17 protein-coding genes are annotated in these 17,786 nt (G+C 70.9%); 4 read left to right on the top strand and 13 right to left on the bottom strand.

The genetic code is table 11. The features are described 5' to 3' along the window. Positions 1–64: 64 nt before the first annotated feature. Positions 65–859, bottom strand: coding sequence for a siderophore-interacting protein (locus ACLJQZ_RS35880; RefSeq protein ID WP_410624590.1), 795 nt, complete (start codon positions 857–859; stop codon positions 65–67). Beyond that, positions 856–3,129 (bottom strand): ATP-binding cassette domain-containing protein, encoded by a 2,274-nt coding sequence (locus ACLJQZ_RS35875; protein ID WP_410624588.1) that lies wholly within the window; start codon positions 3,127–3,129, stop codon positions 856–858. The genes ACLJQZ_RS35880 and ACLJQZ_RS35875 overlap by 4 nt, the downstream gene beginning before the upstream one ends. Before the next feature lie 76 nt (positions 3,130–3,205). On the opposite strand from ACLJQZ_RS35875, the gene ACLJQZ_RS35870 reads away from it, so the two are divergent. Continuing rightward, positions 3,206–4,045 carry a TetR/AcrR family transcriptional regulator C-terminal domain-containing protein gene (locus tag ACLJQZ_RS35870; protein ID WP_410624586.1) on the top strand — a complete coding sequence of 280 codons (840 nt, stop codon included), beginning with the start codon at positions 3,206–3,208 and terminating at the stop codon, positions 4,043–4,045. Here ACLJQZ_RS35870 and ACLJQZ_RS35865 read toward each other — a convergent pair. From ACLJQZ_RS35865 to ACLJQZ_RS35830, 8 genes are all read right to left on the bottom strand, one after another. Next, complete coding sequence (locus tag ACLJQZ_RS35865) at positions 3,978–4,772, bottom strand: class I SAM-dependent methyltransferase (RefSeq protein WP_410624584.1); 795 nt, start codon at positions 4,770–4,772, stop codon at positions 3,978–3,980. The two genes, ACLJQZ_RS35870 and ACLJQZ_RS35865, sit on opposite strands and share 68 nt — an antisense overlap. An 11-nt stretch (positions 4,773–4,783) precedes the next feature. Next, the gene (locus ACLJQZ_RS35860; protein ID WP_410624582.1) at positions 4,784–5,014 is read right to left on the bottom strand and encodes a ferrous iron transport protein A; all 231 of its coding nucleotides are present in this window, start codon (positions 5,012–5,014) and stop codon (positions 4,784–4,786) included. Beyond that, on the bottom strand, positions 5,011–5,241 hold the full coding sequence (locus ACLJQZ_RS35855; RefSeq protein ID WP_247061419.1) for a glutaredoxin domain-containing protein: 231 nt from the start codon (positions 5,239–5,241) through the stop codon (positions 5,011–5,013). Before ACLJQZ_RS35855 ends, ACLJQZ_RS35860 begins: the two co-directional genes overlap by 4 nt. Then, positions 5,238–7,379 (bottom strand): phage holin family protein, encoded by a 2,142-nt coding sequence (locus ACLJQZ_RS35850; protein WP_410624580.1) that lies wholly within the window; start codon positions 7,377–7,379, stop codon positions 5,238–5,240. The genes ACLJQZ_RS35855 and ACLJQZ_RS35850 overlap by 4 nt, the downstream gene beginning before the upstream one ends. Beyond that, entirely contained in the window at positions 7,376–7,978 is a 603-nt protein-coding gene (locus tag ACLJQZ_RS35845) for a DedA family protein (protein ID WP_410624578.1), read from the bottom strand. The genes ACLJQZ_RS35850 and ACLJQZ_RS35845 overlap by 4 nt, the downstream gene beginning before the upstream one ends. Then, the gene (locus tag ACLJQZ_RS35840; protein ID WP_410624576.1) at positions 7,975–8,766 is read right to left on the bottom strand and encodes an MBL fold metallo-hydrolase; all 792 of its coding nucleotides are present in this window, start codon (positions 8,764–8,766) and stop codon (positions 7,975–7,977) included. Before ACLJQZ_RS35840 ends, ACLJQZ_RS35845 begins: the two co-directional genes overlap by 4 nt. Before the next feature lie 247 nt (positions 8,767–9,013). Next, positions 9,014–9,199, bottom strand: coding sequence for a hypothetical protein (locus tag ACLJQZ_RS35835; RefSeq protein ID WP_410624574.1), 186 nt, complete (start codon positions 9,197–9,199; stop codon positions 9,014–9,016). Between the two features lies 1 nt (position 9,200). Then, on the bottom strand, positions 9,201–11,378 hold the full coding sequence (locus tag ACLJQZ_RS35830; RefSeq protein WP_410624767.1) for a terpene synthase family protein: 2,178 nt from the start codon (positions 11,376–11,378) through the stop codon (positions 9,201–9,203). Between the two features lie 268 nt (positions 11,379–11,646). Here ACLJQZ_RS35830 and ACLJQZ_RS35825 point away from each other — a divergent pair, with 268 nt between their 5' ends. Together ACLJQZ_RS35825 and ACLJQZ_RS35820 are read left to right on the top strand one after the other, a co-directional pair. Next, positions 11,647–11,937: a GNAT family N-acetyltransferase gene (locus ACLJQZ_RS35825; protein WP_326955677.1), complete on the top strand. Its 291-nt coding sequence runs from the start codon at positions 11,647–11,649 to the stop codon at positions 11,935–11,937. Between the two features lie 184 nt (positions 11,938–12,121). Next, positions 12,122–13,138 (top strand): S1 family peptidase, encoded by a 1,017-nt coding sequence (locus ACLJQZ_RS35820; RefSeq protein ID WP_410624571.1) that lies wholly within the window; start codon positions 12,122–12,124, stop codon positions 13,136–13,138. Positions 13,139–13,227: 89 nt separating this feature from the next. On the opposite strand, the gene ACLJQZ_RS35815 is transcribed toward ACLJQZ_RS35820, so the two are convergent. Beyond that, positions 13,228–13,851, bottom strand: a complete 624-nt coding sequence (locus ACLJQZ_RS35815) for an SAM-dependent methyltransferase (RefSeq protein ID WP_410624569.1) — start codon at positions 13,849–13,851, stop codon at positions 13,228–13,230. Positions 13,852–13,928: 77 nt separating this feature from the next. Beyond that, the gene (locus ACLJQZ_RS35810; protein ID WP_410624567.1) at positions 13,929–15,515 is read right to left on the bottom strand and encodes a discoidin domain-containing protein; all 1,587 of its coding nucleotides are present in this window, start codon (positions 15,513–15,515) and stop codon (positions 13,929–13,931) included. Positions 15,516–15,729: 214 nt separating this feature from the next. On the opposite strand from ACLJQZ_RS35810, the gene ACLJQZ_RS35805 reads away from it, so the two are divergent. After that, entirely contained in the window at positions 15,730–16,935 is a 1,206-nt protein-coding gene (locus ACLJQZ_RS35805) for a cytochrome P450 (RefSeq protein WP_410624565.1), read from the top strand. Between the two features lies 1 nt (position 16,936). On the opposite strand, the gene ACLJQZ_RS35800 is transcribed toward ACLJQZ_RS35805, so the two are convergent. Further along, entirely contained in the window at positions 16,937–17,317 is a 381-nt protein-coding gene (locus ACLJQZ_RS35800; protein ID WP_410624563.1) for a hypothetical protein, read from the bottom strand. Between the last annotated feature and the right edge of the window lie 469 nt (positions 17,318–17,786).

The following is a 17,786-nucleotide window of genomic DNA, read 5'->3' as shown; positions in this document are numbered from 1 at the left end:
ACCTCTGCCGATGGGCGGGACCTGCGGCAAGCCCGGGCAGTGCTCAGCTTCGCCCGCGAGCCCGTCAGCCGAGCTTTTCGGCGGCGTCCGCCAGATCTTCCGGCGTGGGCGCGTCGTCCTGCGTGAGCTTGCGGCGCCAGTAGCCGGTGAACTCGATGTCCCGTTTGCCGAGCCCGCGGTCGCCCACCAGGTGCCGGCGCAGCGCCCGGACCATCCCCGCCTCTCCGGCGAGCCACGCCGAGACCGAGCCGTCGCCGAGTTTCGCCTCGCGCACCGCGTCCAGCAGCGCAGCCCCGTGCGGGGCGCCGTCCCGGTGCAGCCAGTGGACGTCGCCGGGCAGTGGTTGCTCCTCGGCCGCGTCCGGGATCTCCAGGAACACCACCGCGTTGTCCACTTCGGGCAACAGGGACGAGACCGCGGGGATCGCCGTCTCGTCCCCGGCCAGCAGCACGGTGTCGGCCACGGGGAGCGGACGGCGGTAGGCCGCGTCCGGGCCGTACCGGCCGAGGACGTCACCCGGAGCCGCCGTGCGGGCCCAGCTCGTGGCCGGGCCGCCCGCGTCGCCGTGCAGGACGAAATCGACGTCGATCTCGGCGAGAACCGGGCGCCGGTCGCGCACCGTGTAGCTGCGCATCACCGGCCGCTCTTCGGCCGGGATCGCCAGGAACGCCTGGTACCAGCGCATGACGTCGCCGTCGGCGGAAGGCAAGCGCACCGGGCGTCCCGGCGGCGGGAACATCAGCTTCAGCTGCTGGTCCGGCCACGCCTCCAGGTCCTCCAAGCCCTCGCCGGTGAAGGTGACGCGCACCGTGCGCGGGGTCACCCGGTGGACGGCCGTCACTTCGAGCAGGCCCGTCATGGCTTCCCCAGGTACTCGCGCAGGTGGCGGGCGGTCAGGGTGGTGGCGTCGGCGACCAGCGCAGCCGGCGTGCCCTCGAAGACCACGCGGCCGCCGTCGTGGCCGGCGCCGGGGCCGAGGTCGATCAGCCAGTCGGCGTGGGCCATCACGGCCTGGTGGTGCTCGATGACGATCACCGTGTTGCCCGCGTCGACGATCCGGTCGAGCAGCGCGAGCAGCTGGTCGACGTCGGCCAGGTGCAGGCCGGTCGTCGGCTCGTCGAGGATGTACGTCGAGCCGTGCTCGGCCATCCGGATCGCCAGCTTGAGCCGTTGCCGCTCACCACCGGACAGGGTCGTCAGCGGCTGCCCGAGCGTCAGGTAGCCGAGGCCGACGTCGGCGAGCCGGTTCAGCACCGCCCGCGCGTTGCCGGACGGGAAGAACTCGCGCGCCTCGGTCACCGGCATCGCCAGGACCTCGCTGATGTTCTTGCCCCGCAAGGTGTACGTCAGCACGTCTGGTGTGAAGCGCTTGCCTTCGCACTCCTCGCAGACCGACGCGACGCCGGCCATCATCGCCAGGTCCGTGTAGACGAGCCCGAGGCCCTTGCACTTCGGGCAGGCGCCTTCGGAGTTGGCGCTGAACAGGCTCGCCTTGACCCCGTTGGCCTTGGCGAACGCCGTCCGGATCGGGTCGAGCACGCCGGTGTAGGTGGCCGGGTTCGACCGCCGCGAACCGCGGATCGCCGACTGGTCGACCACCACGACACCGTCGCGGTGGGCGAGGGAGCCGTGGATCAGCGACGACTTCCCGGACCCGGCGACACCGGTGACCACGGTCAGCACGCCGAGCGGGACGTCGACACTGACATCGCGCAGGTTGTGCAGGCTGGCGCCGGTGATCCGGAGGTGCCCGGCAGGCGCGCGGACCTCCGGGCGCACCGTGACGCGGTGGTCGAGGTGGCGCCCGGTGAGCGTGCCGGACGCGCGGAGGCCGTCGAGGTCGCCGGTGTAGCAGAGCCGTCCGCCGGCCTTGCCCGCGCCGGGACCGAGGTCGACGACGTGGTCGGCGATCCCGATGGTCTCCGGCTTGTGCTCGACGACCAGGATCGTGTTCCCCTTGTCCCGCAAGCAGAGAAGGAGGTTGTTCATCCGCTCGATGTCGTGCGGGTGCAGGCCGACGGTCGGCTCGTCGAAGACGTACGTGACGTCGGTGAGGCTCGAACCCAGGTGGCGCACCATCTTCACGCGCTGCGCCTCGCCGCCGGACAACGTGCCCGACTCGCGGTCCAGCGAGAGGTAGCCGAGGCCGATCTCGACCAGCGAGTCGAGCGTGTCGCGCAGGTTGCCCAGCAGCGGCGCGATCGACGGCTCGTCCAGCTTCCGGACGAACTCGGCGAGGTCGCTGATCTGCATGGCCGAGCAGTCGGCGATGTTCCGGCCGTCGATCGTCGACGAGAGCGCGGCCTGGTTCAGCCGGGCGCCGCCGCACGTGGCGCAGGTGCTGAAGGCCGCGGCCTTCTCGATGAACCCGCGCAGGCGCGGCTGCAGCGACTCGGTGTCCTTGTGCAGGTAGAGGCGCTTGACCTTCACCGCGAGACCCTCGTAGGTGACGTTGGTCTTGCCGACCTTCACCTTGCAGGAGTCCTTGTGCAGCAGGTCGTCGAGCTGCTGCGGGGTGTAGTCCCGGATCTTGGCGTCCGGGTCGTAGAAACCGGAAGCGAGGTAGGTCTGGACGTACCAGGTGTCCGGGGTGAAGCCGGGTACCTGGATGGCGCCGTCGTTGAGGGACTTGTCGAAGTCGAGCAGGGCGCGGACGTCGAGGTCGGACACCCGGCCGAGGCCCTCGCACGCCGGGCACATGCCCTCGGGCAGGTTGAAGCTGAACGCGCCGGACGTGCCGACGTGCGGTTCGCCGAGCCGGGAGAAGGCGATGCGCAGCATTGTGTGGGCGTCGGTCGCGGTGCCGACGGTCGAGCGGGAGTTGGCCCCCATCCGCTCCTGGTCGACGACGATGGCGGCGCTCAGGTTCTCCAGCAGGTCGACGTCCGGGCGCGAGAGGTTCGGCATGAACGATTGGAGGAACGCGCTGTAGGTCTCGTTGATCATGCGCTGGGACTCGGCCGCGATGGTGCCGAAGACGAGGGACGACTTGCCGGAGCCGGACACGCCCGTGAACACCGTCAGCCGGCGTTTCGGGATGTCGAGGTCGATGCCGGTCAGGTTGTTCTCCCGGGCCCCCCGGACCTCGATCACGTCGTGGGTGTCGGCGGCCCGCCTGGGTGAGGTCATACCGTCCTTCTTGATACTTTAGGCTGTAAGGTGATTGCTCGGGATACAATACTTTAGGCTGTAAGGAGTCGGCAAGGTGGTCGTCTTCGCCGGTCAGGGCGACGCCCGGCGGTCCATGGAGCTGCTGTGGGGGCCGCGCGTCGGCGCCCCGCGCACCGGTCCCGGGCCCAAGCCGGGGCTGAGCGTCGAGGCGATCGTCGGCGCGGCGATCGGGATCGCCGACGCCGACGGCATGGCGGCGCTGTCCATGCGCTCGGTCGGGGAGCGGCTCGGCCGCACGGCGATGGCGCTCTACACGTACGTGCCGGGCAAGACCGAGCTGGTCGACCTGATGTACGACCGGACGCTCGGCGAGCTGCCCGGGGACCACGACCTGGCGCGCGGCTGGCGGCCGGCGGCGCTGGCCCTGGCCGACGAGCTGTGGGACCTGCACCTGCGCCACCCGTGGCTGCTGCAGGTCTCCCCGGCACGGCCGGTGCTCGGGCCGGGGGAGTTCCACGTGCAGGAGACGCTGCTGCGCGTCCTGGCGGAGACGGGCCTACCCCTGCCGCGCGTGCGCTGGGTGGTGTCGGCGCTGTTCAACGTCGTGCGCGGCTCGGTCCAGTCGGCGGCGGAGTCCCGGCAGGCGTCGCGCGAGACGGGGCAGTCCGAAGAGGACTGGTGGTACGCCCGATCGGCCCTGCTCGGCGAGCTGGTCCCCGATCTCCCGGCCCGCTTCCCGACGGTGTCGGCCCTCGGCGCGGACATGGCCGCGGTCCCGGACGGCGAGCCCTACCTGGAGCGCGAGGCGCGGCTGTCGTTCGAGGCGGGGCTGGAGCTGCTGCTCGACGGCGTCGAGGCGGCGATCGTCAGGGCTTCCGAGCCTCGATCTTCCGAGCCTCGATCTTCCGGGCCTCGATCTTCCGGGCCTCGATGAGGAACCGGGTCGTGTGGGCGACGAACGGGCCGTCGCGCTCGATCAGGTCGTGCAGCTCCCGCAAGCGCGGCCGGTACTGCTCGACCGTGAAGCCCGGGACCATCCAGATCACCTTGCGCAGGAAGTAGACCACCGCGCCGATGTCGCGGAACTCGGTGCGCAGCGACTCCGAGCGCAGGTCGACGACCTCGAGACCGGCCTCCGAAGCCGCGGTGACGGCGTGGTCCGGGCGGCGGCCCTCGCGGACGTCGGCCGGTTGCGGGCCGAGGAAGTACTCGACCAGCTCGAACACGCTCGCCGGGCCGACCTGCTGGGAGAAGTACGTCCCGCCGGGGCGCAGCACGCGGGCGATCTCGGCCCACCACGTCCGCACCGGGTGGCGGCTGGAGACCAGGTCGAACAGGTCGTCCGCGAACGGCAGCGGCGGCTCGTCCGCAGTCGCGACCACGACGACCCCGCGCGGCCGCAGCCGGGCCGACGCCGCCGCGACGTTCGGGGGCCACGACTCCGTCGCCGTCATCAGGGGTGGCAGGGATGGGCAGCCGTCGAGGACCTCGCCGCCGCCGGTTTCCAGGTCGAGGGCCGCGTGGACGCCGGCGAGGCGTTCGCCCAGCAGCCGCTGGTAGCCCCACGACGGGCGTTGCTCGGTCGCGCGGCCGTCGAGCCACGAGAAGTCCCAGCCGTCGACGGACACCGCGTCGGCTTCGGCCACCAGTTCGTCGAACATGGTCCCGATCGTCACAAAGCCGGGGGCGCGCCGCCAGCCGATTTCCGCACCGGGGGCGGCGGTACCGGCTTGGCCAGGGCGACGGCGTCGAAGTCCACCACCACCGGGCCGCGGCGGGTTTCGACCGTGCACGTCGAATCGTCGCGCGCGACCAGCGGCCCGAGCGCGTCGGTGAAGCCGCCCTCGATCCGGTAGCGCACCACGACCCGCGTCCCGATCGGCAGCTCTCGCAGCAGTTTCACAGCCGCGAACCCAGTTCCGCGTCGGATGGCTCGACCAGGAAGGTGCCGTCGTCCCAGACGATCGTCGGAATGCGGCGCTCGCCGTCCTGCAGCGAGCGGACCCGCGCCTCGGCGGCCGCGTCCGCCTCGACGTCCACATAGGAATACTCGACGCCTTCGCGGTCGAGCAACGCGCGGCTGCGCTTGACATCCGGGCACCAGGAAGCGCCGTAGACCGTCAGTTTCACGAAGCGACCTCCGAAGCGACAGGGGTTTCGGCCGAAGCCGGGGCAGGGGCAGGGGCAGGAGCGGGCGAGGGGTGACCCAGGTGCGTCAGCCAGCCGCGGAACACCCGGTGCAGGGCCTCCGCGCCGACGACGTCGCCGGGCGGCGGGAACTCGCGGGGGTGCACGACGAAGCCGCGCTGCTGCGGGCCGCCGAGGCCGCCGTGCGAGCCGACGTGCGTCTCGAACGGTGACGACTGGTCCGTCTCCGGGTCGTAGTTGCTGTTGATCATCACGTCGGCGCAGTGCGGGAACGTGTCGACGCGGCGCACCAGGTCCGCGGCGTGCGGGCCGTAGCGCAGCAGCGGGTCCTCGCCGATGACGACGCCGGTGGCGAGCCGGTGCAGCCCGTCGCGGCCCAGCACGACCGGCCCGAACTCGCGGCTGCGCACCAGCAGGAACCCGACGCCGGGGTGGTCCACCAGCGACGGCAGCAGGTCGGGGAACTCGCGCTCGATCGTCTCCAGCTCGACGCGGCCTTCGTGCTCGGTGAACGACACCATCGCGGTGTGCCCGGACACGACCGCGACCACCCCGGGCGCCACGCGCGTGACCGCGCCGGGGGAGCCGGACTCCGTGCGCGGCCGGTCCTCGCCGCCTTCGGCGTTCTCGACGCGGCCCCGCAGCCGGCGCGCGATCAGGCCGCCGCTCTTCGTGGCCTCCGCGAGCGCCGCGTTGATCTGCCAGCTCTCGGCCTGGCGGCGCTTGCCCGAAGCCGCCGACGGCGAGCCGCCGCACAGCCGGCCGACGTACGCCTCGATCGTCTCGCCGAACCGCTGCGAGAACGCCTGGCCCTGGGTCTGGCCGTGGTCCGACAGCGCGACGACGTGGTAGCGGCGCGAGGAAAGCCGGCTCGCCCGGTGCAGCCGGGCGATCTGCTGGTCGATCGAGCGCAGCACCGACAGCGTGTCGAAGCGCTCGATGCCGGAGTGGTGCGCGACCTCGTCGTAGCCGAGGAAGTCGGCGTAGACGACCGGCCGCCCGGCCAGCATGTCGCCGAGGATCGCCGAGACGACGACGTCGCGCGCGATCACCGTCGTGCCCGGCCTGGCCAGGGGGTACCAGCCGCCGCGCGGGATCCGCGGCACGACGCCGGCGCGGCGCTGGCGGATCGACGCGCTGATCTCGCGGAAGACGTCGGCGAGGGCGACGACGAACGTCCGCAGCGCGTTGACCGGGTTCGCGAAGTAGGCGTAGTAGCCCGCGCCGAGGCGGTCGCGGTGCCGGTGGCGCAGGCCCTTCGGGACCAGCACCGGGATCGAGCTCATGGTGAGGCTGACGTGGTCGGCGTCGCCGGAGAACAGGTTGCCGCGGCTCGCGCCGTCGCCCGAGAGGAGGCCGCGCCCGTCGGAGTGGCGCCGTTCGATCTCGGCCGCGTCGGTCGGGTGCGCGCACGCCATCACGTGGTCGCGGTCCTTTTCGTACCAGCGGAACCCGAGGATGTCGTGGTTGGAGCCGTGCAGGATGCCGCAGACGCTCGCGCCGGTCTGGGAGCTCCAGTCGGTGTGCCACTGCGTCAGCGCGTGGCTGTCCTCGGCGAGCCACGCGGCGAAGGTCGGCATGTCACCGTCGCGGATGGCACGGCGGACGGTGTCGTACCCGAGGCCGTCGATCTGCAGGAACACCACGCCGGGCGGCTGTTCGGCGTCGCCGGGCTCGGCGGCGTGCCGGCGACGGCGGCGATTCGCGCGGCGGAAGAAGATCTCGTCCTCGTCGATGGCGAGCAGGCTGGAGATCACCGCGCCGACGCCGGCCATGGCCACGGTGACGATCACCGCGGTCCGGAAGCCGACGATCTCGACGCCGGGCACCGTCTTGAACACGGCGAGCGTGCCCGCGCCGAGCAGCAGGAACCCGAAGAGACCGAAGGTGAAGAACGCGAGCGGGTAGGCGATCCGCATGACCAGCGGCCAGACGAACGCCGCCAGCACCCCCAGCAGCAGCGCGCAGACCGTCGGCTGCCACCAGTGCGTCATCCGGAAGCCGGACAGCAGCACGTCGAGCAGGCGCAGCGCGCCGGTCACCGCCACCCACACCAGCAGGACGCGGGCGACGACCCGGCCGCCCCGCAGCAGCCGGCCCTTCGGCGCGGTCGTCGTCAAGCTCGGTCTCCCGTCTTCTCTTTCGCCTCGGCTTTGTTCCGCCGCCAGCGGGCGATCAGGTTCAGCAGCACGGTGACCAGCAGGACCAGCACCGTCGCCAGCAGGGTCGCGATCAGAGGCGAGTCGAAGATGCCTCCGCTGACGATGCCGAGCAAGCTGTAGGCGACCGCCCAGAGCACGCACGCGACGAGCGCGGCGGGCAGCAGGCGCCGCCACGGGTAGCTCAGCGCGGCGGCCGCGAGCAGCACCGGGATCCGGCCGGCCGGGACGAGCCTGCCGATCACGACGATCTGCCATCCGCGGCGGGCGAACTGGTCACGCGCTTTCTCGAGCCGTTCGGCGGGCTGGCGGCGGCTGATCCAGCGGAACGCGGCCTCGCTGCCCAGGCGCGGGACGCCGAACGTCACGACGTCACCGACGTACGCGCCGAGCGTGGCCAGGACGATCACCAGCGGCAGCGACAGGTGGTCGGTGGTGGTGGCGACGGCGGCCGCGGCGCCGACCACCGCGCCGGTGGGCACGATCGGGATGATCGAGCCGAGCAGCACGCCGCCGAACAGCACCGGGTACCCGATGGCGGCCGGGTCCGTCCAGTTCACGCCCGGTCCGTCGAGGCCGGGAGCACGACGTCGGCGCCGGGCTCGGTGAACAGGACGTCGGTGGCGATCTTCGCCGCGGCCACGTGGGCCGCGAACTCCCGCGGCGGGTCGGCGAGCAGCCGCCGCATGCGCGTGGTGCGCCGGATCCCGGGGAGGGCGAGCGTGCCCCAGTGCACCGGCACGACCGCGCGGGCCTGCAGCAGCCCGGCGGCCTCGGCGGCCCGGGCCGGGTTCAGGTGGCCGGGCCCGAGGTTCGGCCCCCAGCCCCAGACGGGCAGGAGCGCGACGTCGACCGGGCCGAACGCGGCCATGCCGTCGAAGAGGTCGGTGTCACCGGCGTGGTAGACGCGCAGACCCTCGCTGTCGATCAGGTGGCCGATGGCCGGGCTCTGCGGGCCGTGGGTGAGGCGCGGGCCCCAGCGGTGTCCGGAGTGGATGGCCTCGGTCGCGGTGATGGTGAGGCCGCCCTCGGTGAGCGTCTCGCCGGGCGCGATCTCCTCGACGGCGGTGAAGCCCTTCTTGGCGAGCCAGGTCCCGGCCCCGCGCGGCACGACGATCCGGGTCCGCCGGCCGACGAGTTTCAGCGACGGCACGTGCAGGTGGTCGCCGTGCAGGTGCGACAGCAGCACGAGGTCGACGCCGGCGTAGGCGCCAGGCGGGGGCGGCGGCACGACCCGGGTCAGCCCGCCGACCCGGGCGGTGAGCACGGGATCGGTGAGGACGACCCGATCACCGAGCTCGAGCCGGACGGTGGAATGGCCGAGGAAACGCAGGTTGAAGCCGCTCACGCCCTTGAGTATCGCCTTCTCGCGCCGGGAATGCCCGGCGGAGTGGCGCGAACGACGCGACCGGTGTGATCCGGGCGCCGCCGCACGTGATCAGAGGGTCGACACGTGTGCCTGGGGGGTCGACACGCGTGCCTGGAGGGTCGGTTCGTGTGATCGGAGGGTCGACACGGCGCGCGGGAGCCTGCGCGTCGTGTCGACCCTCCACTCACGCGAGTTGACTCCCCAGTCACGCGAGCCGGCGGTTCCGTCACACCCGGACTTGGCGCCGGAGCCTGCGGGATGATCGGATCAGCCGGACCCGCAGGCGTCTTCGGGTCCGGCGCAGCCGCGCCCGGAGGTCCGTGCGCAGCGCCTGCTCGGCCTCGCGGTGCATGCCGACCGCGCGCAGCAGCCGGGCGATTTCGCACTGCTTCGTGGTCGGGGAGCCCGGCACGTCACCGCCCGCTGGGGAGCAGGGACGAGATGCGCAGCGACGACGTGCCGATGCCCGTCGGGCCCTGCCACGCCGAAGCCGCCATCGGGTGGTAGTTCAGCTCCTTCTCGGTGTAGCGGCCCACGTTCTCGTGCCAGTTGACGATGCCCGCCAGCCAGTCGCGGAACTCCTCGACGTACTCCAGCAGCATCTCCTGGACGTCCGGGTCGATGGCGTAGTCGCGGAACAGCGCCGGCAGCTCGATCGCCGCCGCGTGCTTGAACTCCGCCAGGCGGGCCTTCATCAGGTCGTCGACGACGCCGAACGCGCGTTCCTCGGAGCAGTCGAGGAAGTTCCGCACCACCAGCACGGCGTTGTGCAGCTCGCCCTCGTACTGGATCTCCTTGCGGTAGGAGAAGACGTCGTTGACCAGGCACGCGTAGTCGGTCGCCGCGTGCTCGATCGCCTGGACCGGGCGCGTGCGGTACAGCTCCGGCGGCACCGCGCGGCCGTGCGAGAAGCGCGAGAGGCTCATCGTGAGGTCCGAGCCGAACGTCCGGCGCCGCATCTCGACGTAGTCGATCGGGTCCGGGATGCGGTTCTGCGCCTGGTTCACCAGCTCCCACAGCCAGCTCGACGTCATCGAGTCGACGGCTTTCCGCACCGTGCGGCGGTTTTCGGGGGACATCCCGGCGGTGGTGCGCGGCCAGACGTCGGCCAGTCCCACCTCCAGCGCGTTCGTCGGCGTCGGCGTGGGTTCGCCGTCCACCGGCATGAACAGCGACAGCCGCGCGTTACACGCCTTCGCCCCGGCGAGGTCGCGGGTCGCGCCGAACACGATCGGGTAGTAGTCGTCGGCGAACGTGCCCCAGGTCAGCCAGTCGCTGGTGACGTCGAGCTGGTCGGCGGCGGCGTCCGGGTGGATGCCCGCCGCACACAGCGGGAGGTCGGTGGCGCGCAGCTTCCGCTCGTCCCACACCACGCCGTCGAGGAAGCCCATCCGCCGCGCCCAGTCGACGTTGCGGACGCGGCACGCGTCCAGGTGCGGGCTCAGCCGCAGCGGGAACGGCAGCTCGACCGGTGGCCGCTCGATCTCGACCGCGCGGAACGGCGTGCTCGAGTACGACCGCAGCCGTTGCGGCGCGGTCGCGAGCACGGACGAGAAGATGCGCGCGGCCGACGTCCCGAGCCCGGTGGCGGTGCCCAGCTCCGGGCCGCCGCGGGATTCCAGGGCGCCTTCGTTCATGTAGCGGCTGGAGCGCAGGTGCCACTCGTGTCCGCCGGACTGCCAGTCCTGCAGGCCCTTGACGTAGGCGAACGTCGCCATCCGCGACGCCGGGTCGACGGCGTGCTCGTCGAACAGCGCCGGGACCTCGGTCAGCGCGGTGTGCTCGAACTGGTGCAGCCGGGAGGTGATCAGGTCGTTGACGGCGTCGGCCGCCTGCTGCGTCGTCAGCCCGAGGAACTTCTCGAACACGAGGACGCCGTTGGACAGCTCGCCCTCGTCCTCGACCTCGCGCTGGTAGGAGAACAGGTCGTTGCGCAGGTGGACGCCGTCGGCGAAGCAGTCGCGCAGCACCTCCATCGGGCGGGCCGCGGCGATCGCATCGGGCACCTCGGCGTGCACCGAGTGCTCGACGAGGTTCGCCGACCACGGCGCGCCGCCGACCTTCCGGCGCATCTCGATGTACTCGATCGGGTTGGAGAGGCGGCCTTCGTTGATGTTGGCCAGTTCCCACAGCGACTCTTCGAGCAGCGCCTTCGTGCTCTCGATGAAGCGACGCCGCCAGCCGGGCGAGCGGTGCGGGATCGTCCGGTTCCAGAGGTCGGTGAGGCCGCGTTCGACCGGGTTCTCCGGGGTGTCGGTGATCGCGCCCTCGGCGGGCATGAACAGGTTCAGCCGGTCGAGGTAGCCGCGCGCGCTGTCGATGTCGCCGGTGCGCTTGTACAGCTCGAGGAAGTGGTCGTCGAAGTAGAAGACCCAGACGTACCAGTCGGTGATCAGGTCGAGCTCTTCGGCGCCGGCGTCCGGGTGGGTGTAGGCGCAGAGCAGGGCGTAGTCGTGGGAGTCGAGGTCGTGCTCGTTCCAGATCACCGTGCCGTGCTGCGGGACGTCGATCATGTCCATCGCGTACGCCCAGGCCTTGCTGTGCTCGCGGGCGCCCTCGAGGTGCGGGTTCAGCCGCGCCGGGTAGGGCATGTAGAACTCGGGGAGGACGAACGGCTGCTGCGGCACGCGGGTGAGGCCTTTCCGTTGCGGCGCTGGCGGTTTCCGACACGATGAGGCAACCAAAAGCAGCCGGGCGCGCCAAGGGTCTCGGTCGGGTTGCACACGAACGGGAAGCCGCTGTCCCCCGGGCGGCCCAGTCGGGTTCACGGCCCGGGCGCGCGAGGCGGCCGGCCGTCGCACGATGGGGGAAGGCTTGGCGGCCGTCCGGTGTTCACGCCGCAGAGAGAATGGAGTGCCAATGACCAAGGTGACCGACAACCCCGCCGAGAGCCGCTACGAAGTGTGGTCGGACGAGAAACTGGCGGGCTTCGCCGCGTACGACCAGCGGGGCGACCTGACCGTGTTCACCCACACCGAGATCGACGACGCCTTCGCCGGCCAGGGCCTGGGCAAGGTGCTGGCGGCGGGCGCGCTGGACGACGTCGTCGCGAAGGGCGGGACGATCGTGCCGGTCTGCCCGTTCATCGCCGGGTACCTCCGGAAGCACCCGGACTACGAGGCGCACGTCCGTTGGCCGTCCGGGTCTTGAGCCGAAGGGACTACACCAGGCGTTTGTTACGCCGAACGCAGTAGTGGCACGGATGCGCTGTGTCCTGGGAGCGAGGTATGTCCGGTTCTGCCGGTTATTAACCAACCTTAGTCGGTGGTGCGTTGGTTGCTCGGCAACCAAAGTGACCGGCGCAGGCTTCGAACCGGCAAACTGGAGGAAGTTGATGACTCCCCGGAAGACCGCTCTCAAGACCTTCGCTGTGTTGTCGGCCGCGGCGCTGACGTCCGGCGTGTGCGCGTCGGCGGCCACCGCGTCCCCACTGGCCTTCTCCGAGATGCAGGCCAGCGCCGTCAGCAACGCCACCCAGGTGGCGGGCTCGCTCGGCGCCACCTCCGGTGGCATCTACCTGGAGAACGGCAAGGCCGTCGTCACCGTGACCGACGACGCGTCGGCGCAGAAGGTGCAGGCCGCGGGCCTCACCGCGAAGAAGGTCAAGCACACCTTCGCCGCGCTCACCGGCGTCAAGAACTCGCTGGACGCCGTGAAGAACGTCCCGCAGACCGCGTGGGGCATCGACACCAAGACCAACCAGGTCGTGGTGAAGGTCTACGACTCGGCCAGCAAGGAGACGGCCGACAAGGTCACCGCGGCCGCCGCGCAGTACGGCGACAGCGTCCGGGTCGAGCACCGCACCGGCAAGCTCGAACTGCACATCGCCGACGGCGACGCGATCCAGAACGACCAGGGCCGCTGCTCGCTCGGCTTCAACGTGACGCGCGGCGGGGAGCCCTTCCTGCTCACCGCGGGCCACTGCACCAACCTCGGCGGCACCTGGGCCGGCGGTGACGTCTCCGGCGCCACGGTCGTCGAGAGCGACTGCCCCGACGCCGACTCCGGCCTGCTGACCCGCCCGAACGGCACCGGCCCGAGCGAGATCAACACCGGCCAGGCGATCACCAGCGCCGCGGAGCCGACGGTCGGCGAGCAGATGGAGAAGCAGGGCTCGACCACCGGTGGCGGCAGCGGCGAGGTCACCTCGGTCGACGAGTCGGTCAACTTCGACGTCGGTGTCCTCAACCACGAGTTCGGCACGACCGCGCACACCGACCACGGTGACTCGGGCGGCCCGGCGTACGACGGCTCGAAGGGCCTCGGCACGCTGTCCGGCGGCGACACCGTGACCAGCTACTTCTACCCGCTCACCCTGGAGCTGCAGGCTTACGGTCTGTCGCTCGCCTGATCCACACTCGGTGGAACACCCGCAAGGGCCTCTTCACACGCGTCGAGGGCGCGTGAAGGGGCCCTTGCGGCTTTCTTTCAAGGGCAGAGCTAGAGCCGCTTCGCGCGGTAGACGGCGTCGGTGTGGTGGCCCTCGCCGCGCGTCTCGCACGTCTCGACGACCCACTCCCGCGCGTCGCCGAGGTAGTTCGTGATCTCCTCCGGCTCGAAGAACAGCTCCTGCGGCGGCGCCTCGCCGCCGAACTCCCGCATCGCCCTCGGCGAGTGCCCGACGATCAGCAGCGAACCGCCGGGCCGGACCGCCACCGCGGCCGCCGTGAACACGTTCTTGCGCAGGTCGGGCGGCAGGTGCATGTACTGCGCCGAGATCAGGTCGTAGGTCTCCTCGGGCCGCCAGGTGAGGATGTCGCGGTGCAGCCACCGGACGTCGACCCCGCGTTCCTTGCCCGCGGCTTCGGCGCGGGACAGCGCGAGGGTCGAGATGTCGGCGCCGTCGACCGTCCAGCCCTGCTGGGCCAGCCAGATCGCGTCGCCGCCTTCACCGCTGCCGAGGTCGAGGGCGTGCCCGGGTTTCAGCCCGGTCACCTCGCTCTCCAGGTTGCGGTTCACGTTCCCGCTCCAGATCCGGTGCTCGTCACGCTGGTAGAGCGCTTCCCAGAACTCCTGCTTGAGCATGTTCTCGACGGTCACCGGCTGTTCGTGGGTGTGGGCCATGGTTCCTCCTCGGGGACGTCCTCCCACCATGCGGAGAACGTCCCCGAGAAGACAAATCCAGTTGCCGGTTCGGCAACTTATGCGGTGCCGTACACCTGCATCTCGTACAGCGAGTAACCGTACGCCGTGCCGCGCGTGACGCCGTTCATCCGCACGTACCGGCCGCTGCCGGAGAGCCCGGTCAGGTCGTCCGTGGCGCCGTTGCCGGTGGTGGTGCTGTAGATCGTCGTCCAGGTCGTGCCGTCCGGCGAGGTCTGGATGCTGTACGCCTTCCCGTACGCGGCTTCCCAGGTCAGCTTGACGTGCGAGACGGCCTTGGTCGCGCCGAGGTCGACGCGCAGCCACTCCGCCGCGGTCTCCTTGCTGGCCCAGCGGGTGCCGGTCAGGTTGCCGTCGAAGGCCGCGCTCGCCGGGTAGGACGTCGACTCGGTCGACGACGCCGTCGCCGTCTTGCCCTGCGACAGCAGTGTCTCCTGACCGCCGCCACCGCCGGTCACGGTGACTCCGAGTGACGCGGTGTTCGTGCCGCCCGTGATGGTGATCGTCGCCGAGCCGGGGGTGGCGTTCGCGGCGGCGGTGACCGTGGCGGTCGAGGTGCCGCCGGCCGGCACCGACGCCGGGGAGAAGGCCACGGTGACGCCCGCGGGAGCGCCGCTCGCGGACAACGTGCCGGACGCCGCGCCGGTGGCCGTCACGGTGGCGGTCACCGAAGCGCCGGGTGCCACCGAAACCGACGACGGCGTCACGCTGAGGCCGGCCGGGGTGCCGGCCGGGGTGAACGCCCAGCGGGCCTGGTCACCGGAGCAGCTGCCCGCGGTGAGTGCCGTGCCCGAAGCGCGGAAGCACTTCTTGCTCGTCTGGATGTCGGAAATGGTGCCGTCCGGGTTGATCGACCACTGCTGCGCCGGGCCGCCGGTGCAGGTCTGCAGCACGATCGAGCTGCCGGAGATGCCCGCGCACTTGTCGTTGTGCACGAGGAACGCGCCGTGGAAGGTGAAGCGCTGGGCGTCACTTCCGGTGCAGGCGGCGACCTTCAGCGTGGTCCCGCTGCTCGGCGCCTCGAGGCACGTGCCGGTGGAGTTGTTGCGGTACTGGCCGACCGTGGTGTTCGGCTGCGCGCCGCCGTAACACGCACCGGTGCTGGTGTTGAAGATCGGCGTCGCGTCGTACGGCTCGGACGACGGCGGGTCGACGACCACCGGTTCCAGGACCGGCGTGTTGTCGGCGTTGTAGTGCGTCAACGCGTCTTCGCAGTCGATCGCGTCGAAGGCGCTGCCGCCCTGGCCGCCGAGCCAGAGGTCGATGTGGCGCAGGTTCGGGCCGCCGTTGGGGCCCTGGCCGTTCCAGTCGTCGGAGCACTCGTCGCAGCCGTCTTCCATGATGAAGTACTTCTTCACCCGGGGCACCCAGACCTTGGTGCCGGCCTTGAGCTCGGACGTGCTGGTCGCGAACGTGATCGGGTCGGCGTAGGTGCCCTTGCCGCCGGCGGTGTCGTGGATCCGCGGGTAGGCGATGTCGCCGCCGGGCGGGGTGTTGTCCCACCAGCCGTAGAAGGTGAGGAACGTCGGTTGCGTGGTCTCCGCGCTCGCCGGGGTGCCGCCGGCGAGGGCGCCGGCCAAGGCGAGGAAAAGGGTCACGACGAGCACGAAAGCGCGCCGGGTCATGCTGCCTCCGGGAGGACTGGACGGACGATGACTGCGGCGTGCGTCCAGGTTCGCGGTGCGGCGACGGCGCGTCAAGACCTATTCGTAAAGTTCTCTAACGAACGCCGTCCGGACTGGGCCATCCGGGTCGGATGTGGGTCGGGCGTCCCACGACGGCGCCGGACGTCTCCATGGTGGAAGTGTCCAGACCACCGGTAGAGAGGCGTGATCCGCTGTGACGGCAGCATCCGACACCCCGGCCCTCCCGACGACGCGACCGGCCGGATGCCCGTACGACCCACCCGAGAACTACGCGACGTTGCGCGAAGAAGCGCCGACGTCGCAGGTCCGCTGCCCGGCGGGCATGGACGCCTGGCTGGTCACGCGCTACAGCGACGTGCGCGCGGTGCTCGCCGACCGCACGATGAGCTCGCGCGGTGCGTCTTCGGTGCACGTGAACGCCGGCGCCGACCTCGACGAAGAGGTCGCCCCGGGCTCGATCATCCAGCTCGACGGCAAGGACCATTCGCGGCTGCGCAAGATGGTGCTCGCGGAGTTCACCGTGCGGCGCGTCGAGGCGATGCGGACCTACGTCCAGGGGCTGGTCGAGAGCCACCTCGACGCGATGCTCGCGAAGCCCGGCGAAGCCGATCTGGTGCGGGACTTCGCGTTGCCGATCCCGTCGCTGGTGATCTGCGAGCTGCTCGGCGTCCCGTACGCCGACCGCGAGCGGTTCCAGCGCCAGAGCTCGACGCTCGTCAGCACCGACACCACCCGTGAACAGGGACAGCAGGCCTACGAAGAGCTTTCCGGGTTCCTGGCCGCGCTCTTCGTCGACAAGCGGGAGAATCCACAGGACGACTTGTTCAGCCGGCTGATCGCCCGGGGCCGTGAGACGGGTGACGCGCTCACCATGGAAGAGCTGGTGATGCTCGGGCTCAGCCTGCTGGTGGCCGGGCACGAGACGACGGCCAACATGATCGCGCTCAGCACCCTGGTGCTGCTGGATCACCCGCAGCAGCGCGAAGTCGTGCTGGCGGCACCGGAGCGCGCCGTCGAGGAGCTGCTGCGGTACCTGTCGGTCGTGCAGTTCGGGGTGCTGCGCTACGCCACCGAAGACGTCCAGGTCGGGGCCCGCGCGGTGAAGGCGGGGGAGTGGCTGGTCGCCGCGCTGAACTCGGCCAACCGCGACGAGGAGCTGTTCCCGGCCGCCGACAAGCTCGACTTCCACCGCGAGCCGCCGCGCACGCACGTCGCCTTCGGGTTCGGCGCGCACCAGTGCATCGGCCAGCAGCTGGCGCGCGTCGAACTGCAGGAGGCGCTGACGCGGTTGTTCCGCCGGGTGCCGGACCTGCGGCTCGCGGTGCCGCGGGAGTCGTTGGCGTACAAGCACAACACACTCGTCTACGGCGTCCGCGAGCTGCCGGTCGCCTGGAGCTGATTCATATCCGTGAAAACGAAACTTTCGAAAGTGCTCTCGCTTTCGAAAGTTTCGTATTCCTGCCCTTCTCGACGGTGTCCGGGGCCGCCGCCGCGGTCGAGGACGACGGGGCCGGCTGCGCACCGGTGCCGCCGTCATCACCTACGACCCGCTCGCCGTCGGCAAAGATCTCGAGCCGGAAGGCCGGGAACCTGGCCGGCTGGCGCGACTGGACGACGCCCACCCTGACCGACTCGGGTACGGCGACGACCTCGGTGAACCAGTGGACGGGCGGCTTCGTCACGACGGTACGCGTCACGGCCGGCGCGGTGATCACGTCCGGGTGGAACGCCGGGCGCAGCGGGGACAGCGGCACCGTCCGGTTCACGAACGTCGAGTTCAACGGCGCTCCGGCGCCGGGCAGGCGATCGAATTCGGCTACCAGGGTACCGGAACCGGCACGGGCACGACCGTCTCCTGCGCCTAGTTCCGTGCGTCGCATGTTTGATCGCGCGGCGGAGCCAGTGCGCCGCCGAAGTCTCGACTTTGGGCGCGGCAGGTGATGCGCCCCAATGTGGCGTTGGGTGCGTTGGACGCACCCGACGCCACATTGGGTGCGTTGGACGCACCCAACGCCACATTGGGTGCATGTCGCCTCGCGACCACGTCTCCAGCCGGAAGATCTCCGCGTGGAACAGGCTCGCAGCCTTCGGCACGCACTATCAAGCGGCTGTCAACGACTCAGGACACTAGTGTGTCGCGTCGTAAATTCGTGAGTTAAGTGGGTAGTATGGGGATATGTCGAGAACCGGGCGTCCGAAGGCTGAGCTGGTGTTGGCTGATGTCGAGCGTGAGCAGTTGATTCGCTGGTC

Source organism: Amycolatopsis sp. cmx-8-4 (assembly GCF_046548675.1).
Lineage (GTDB): Bacteria > Actinomycetota > Actinomycetes > Mycobacteriales > Pseudonocardiaceae > Amycolatopsis.
The sequence above is the reverse complement of the archived record's forward strand: the minus strand, read 5'-3'. Positions and strand labels throughout refer to the sequence as shown.

Coding starts and splice junctions, on each gene's coding strand:
- ACLJQZ_RS35880 (WP_410624590.1), bottom strand. CDS start 859: ATGACGGGCCTGCTCGAAGTGACGGCCGTCCACCGGGTGACCCCGCGC.
- ACLJQZ_RS35875 (WP_410624588.1), bottom strand. CDS start 3,129: ATGACCTCACCCAGGCGGGCCGCCGACACCCACGACGTGATCGAGGTC.
- ACLJQZ_RS35865 (WP_410624584.1), bottom strand. CDS start 4,772: ATGTTCGACGAACTGGTGGCCGAAGCCGACGCGGTGTCCGTCGACGGC.
- ACLJQZ_RS35830 (WP_410624767.1), bottom strand. CDS start 11,378: ATGCCCTACCCGGCGCGGCTGAACCCGCACCTCGAGGGCGCCCGCGAG.
- ACLJQZ_RS35825 (WP_326955677.1), top strand. CDS start 11,647: ATGACCAAGGTGACCGACAACCCCGCCGAGAGCCGCTACGAAGTGTGG.
- ACLJQZ_RS35820 (WP_410624571.1), top strand. CDS start 12,122: ATGACTCCCCGGAAGACCGCTCTCAAGACCTTCGCTGTGTTGTCGGCC.
- ACLJQZ_RS35815 (WP_410624569.1), bottom strand. CDS start 13,851: ATGGCCCACACCCACGAACAGCCGGTGACCGTCGAGAACATGCTCAAG.
- ACLJQZ_RS35810 (WP_410624567.1), bottom strand. CDS start 15,515: ATGACCCGGCGCGCTTTCGTGCTCGTCGTGACCCTTTTCCTCGCCTTG.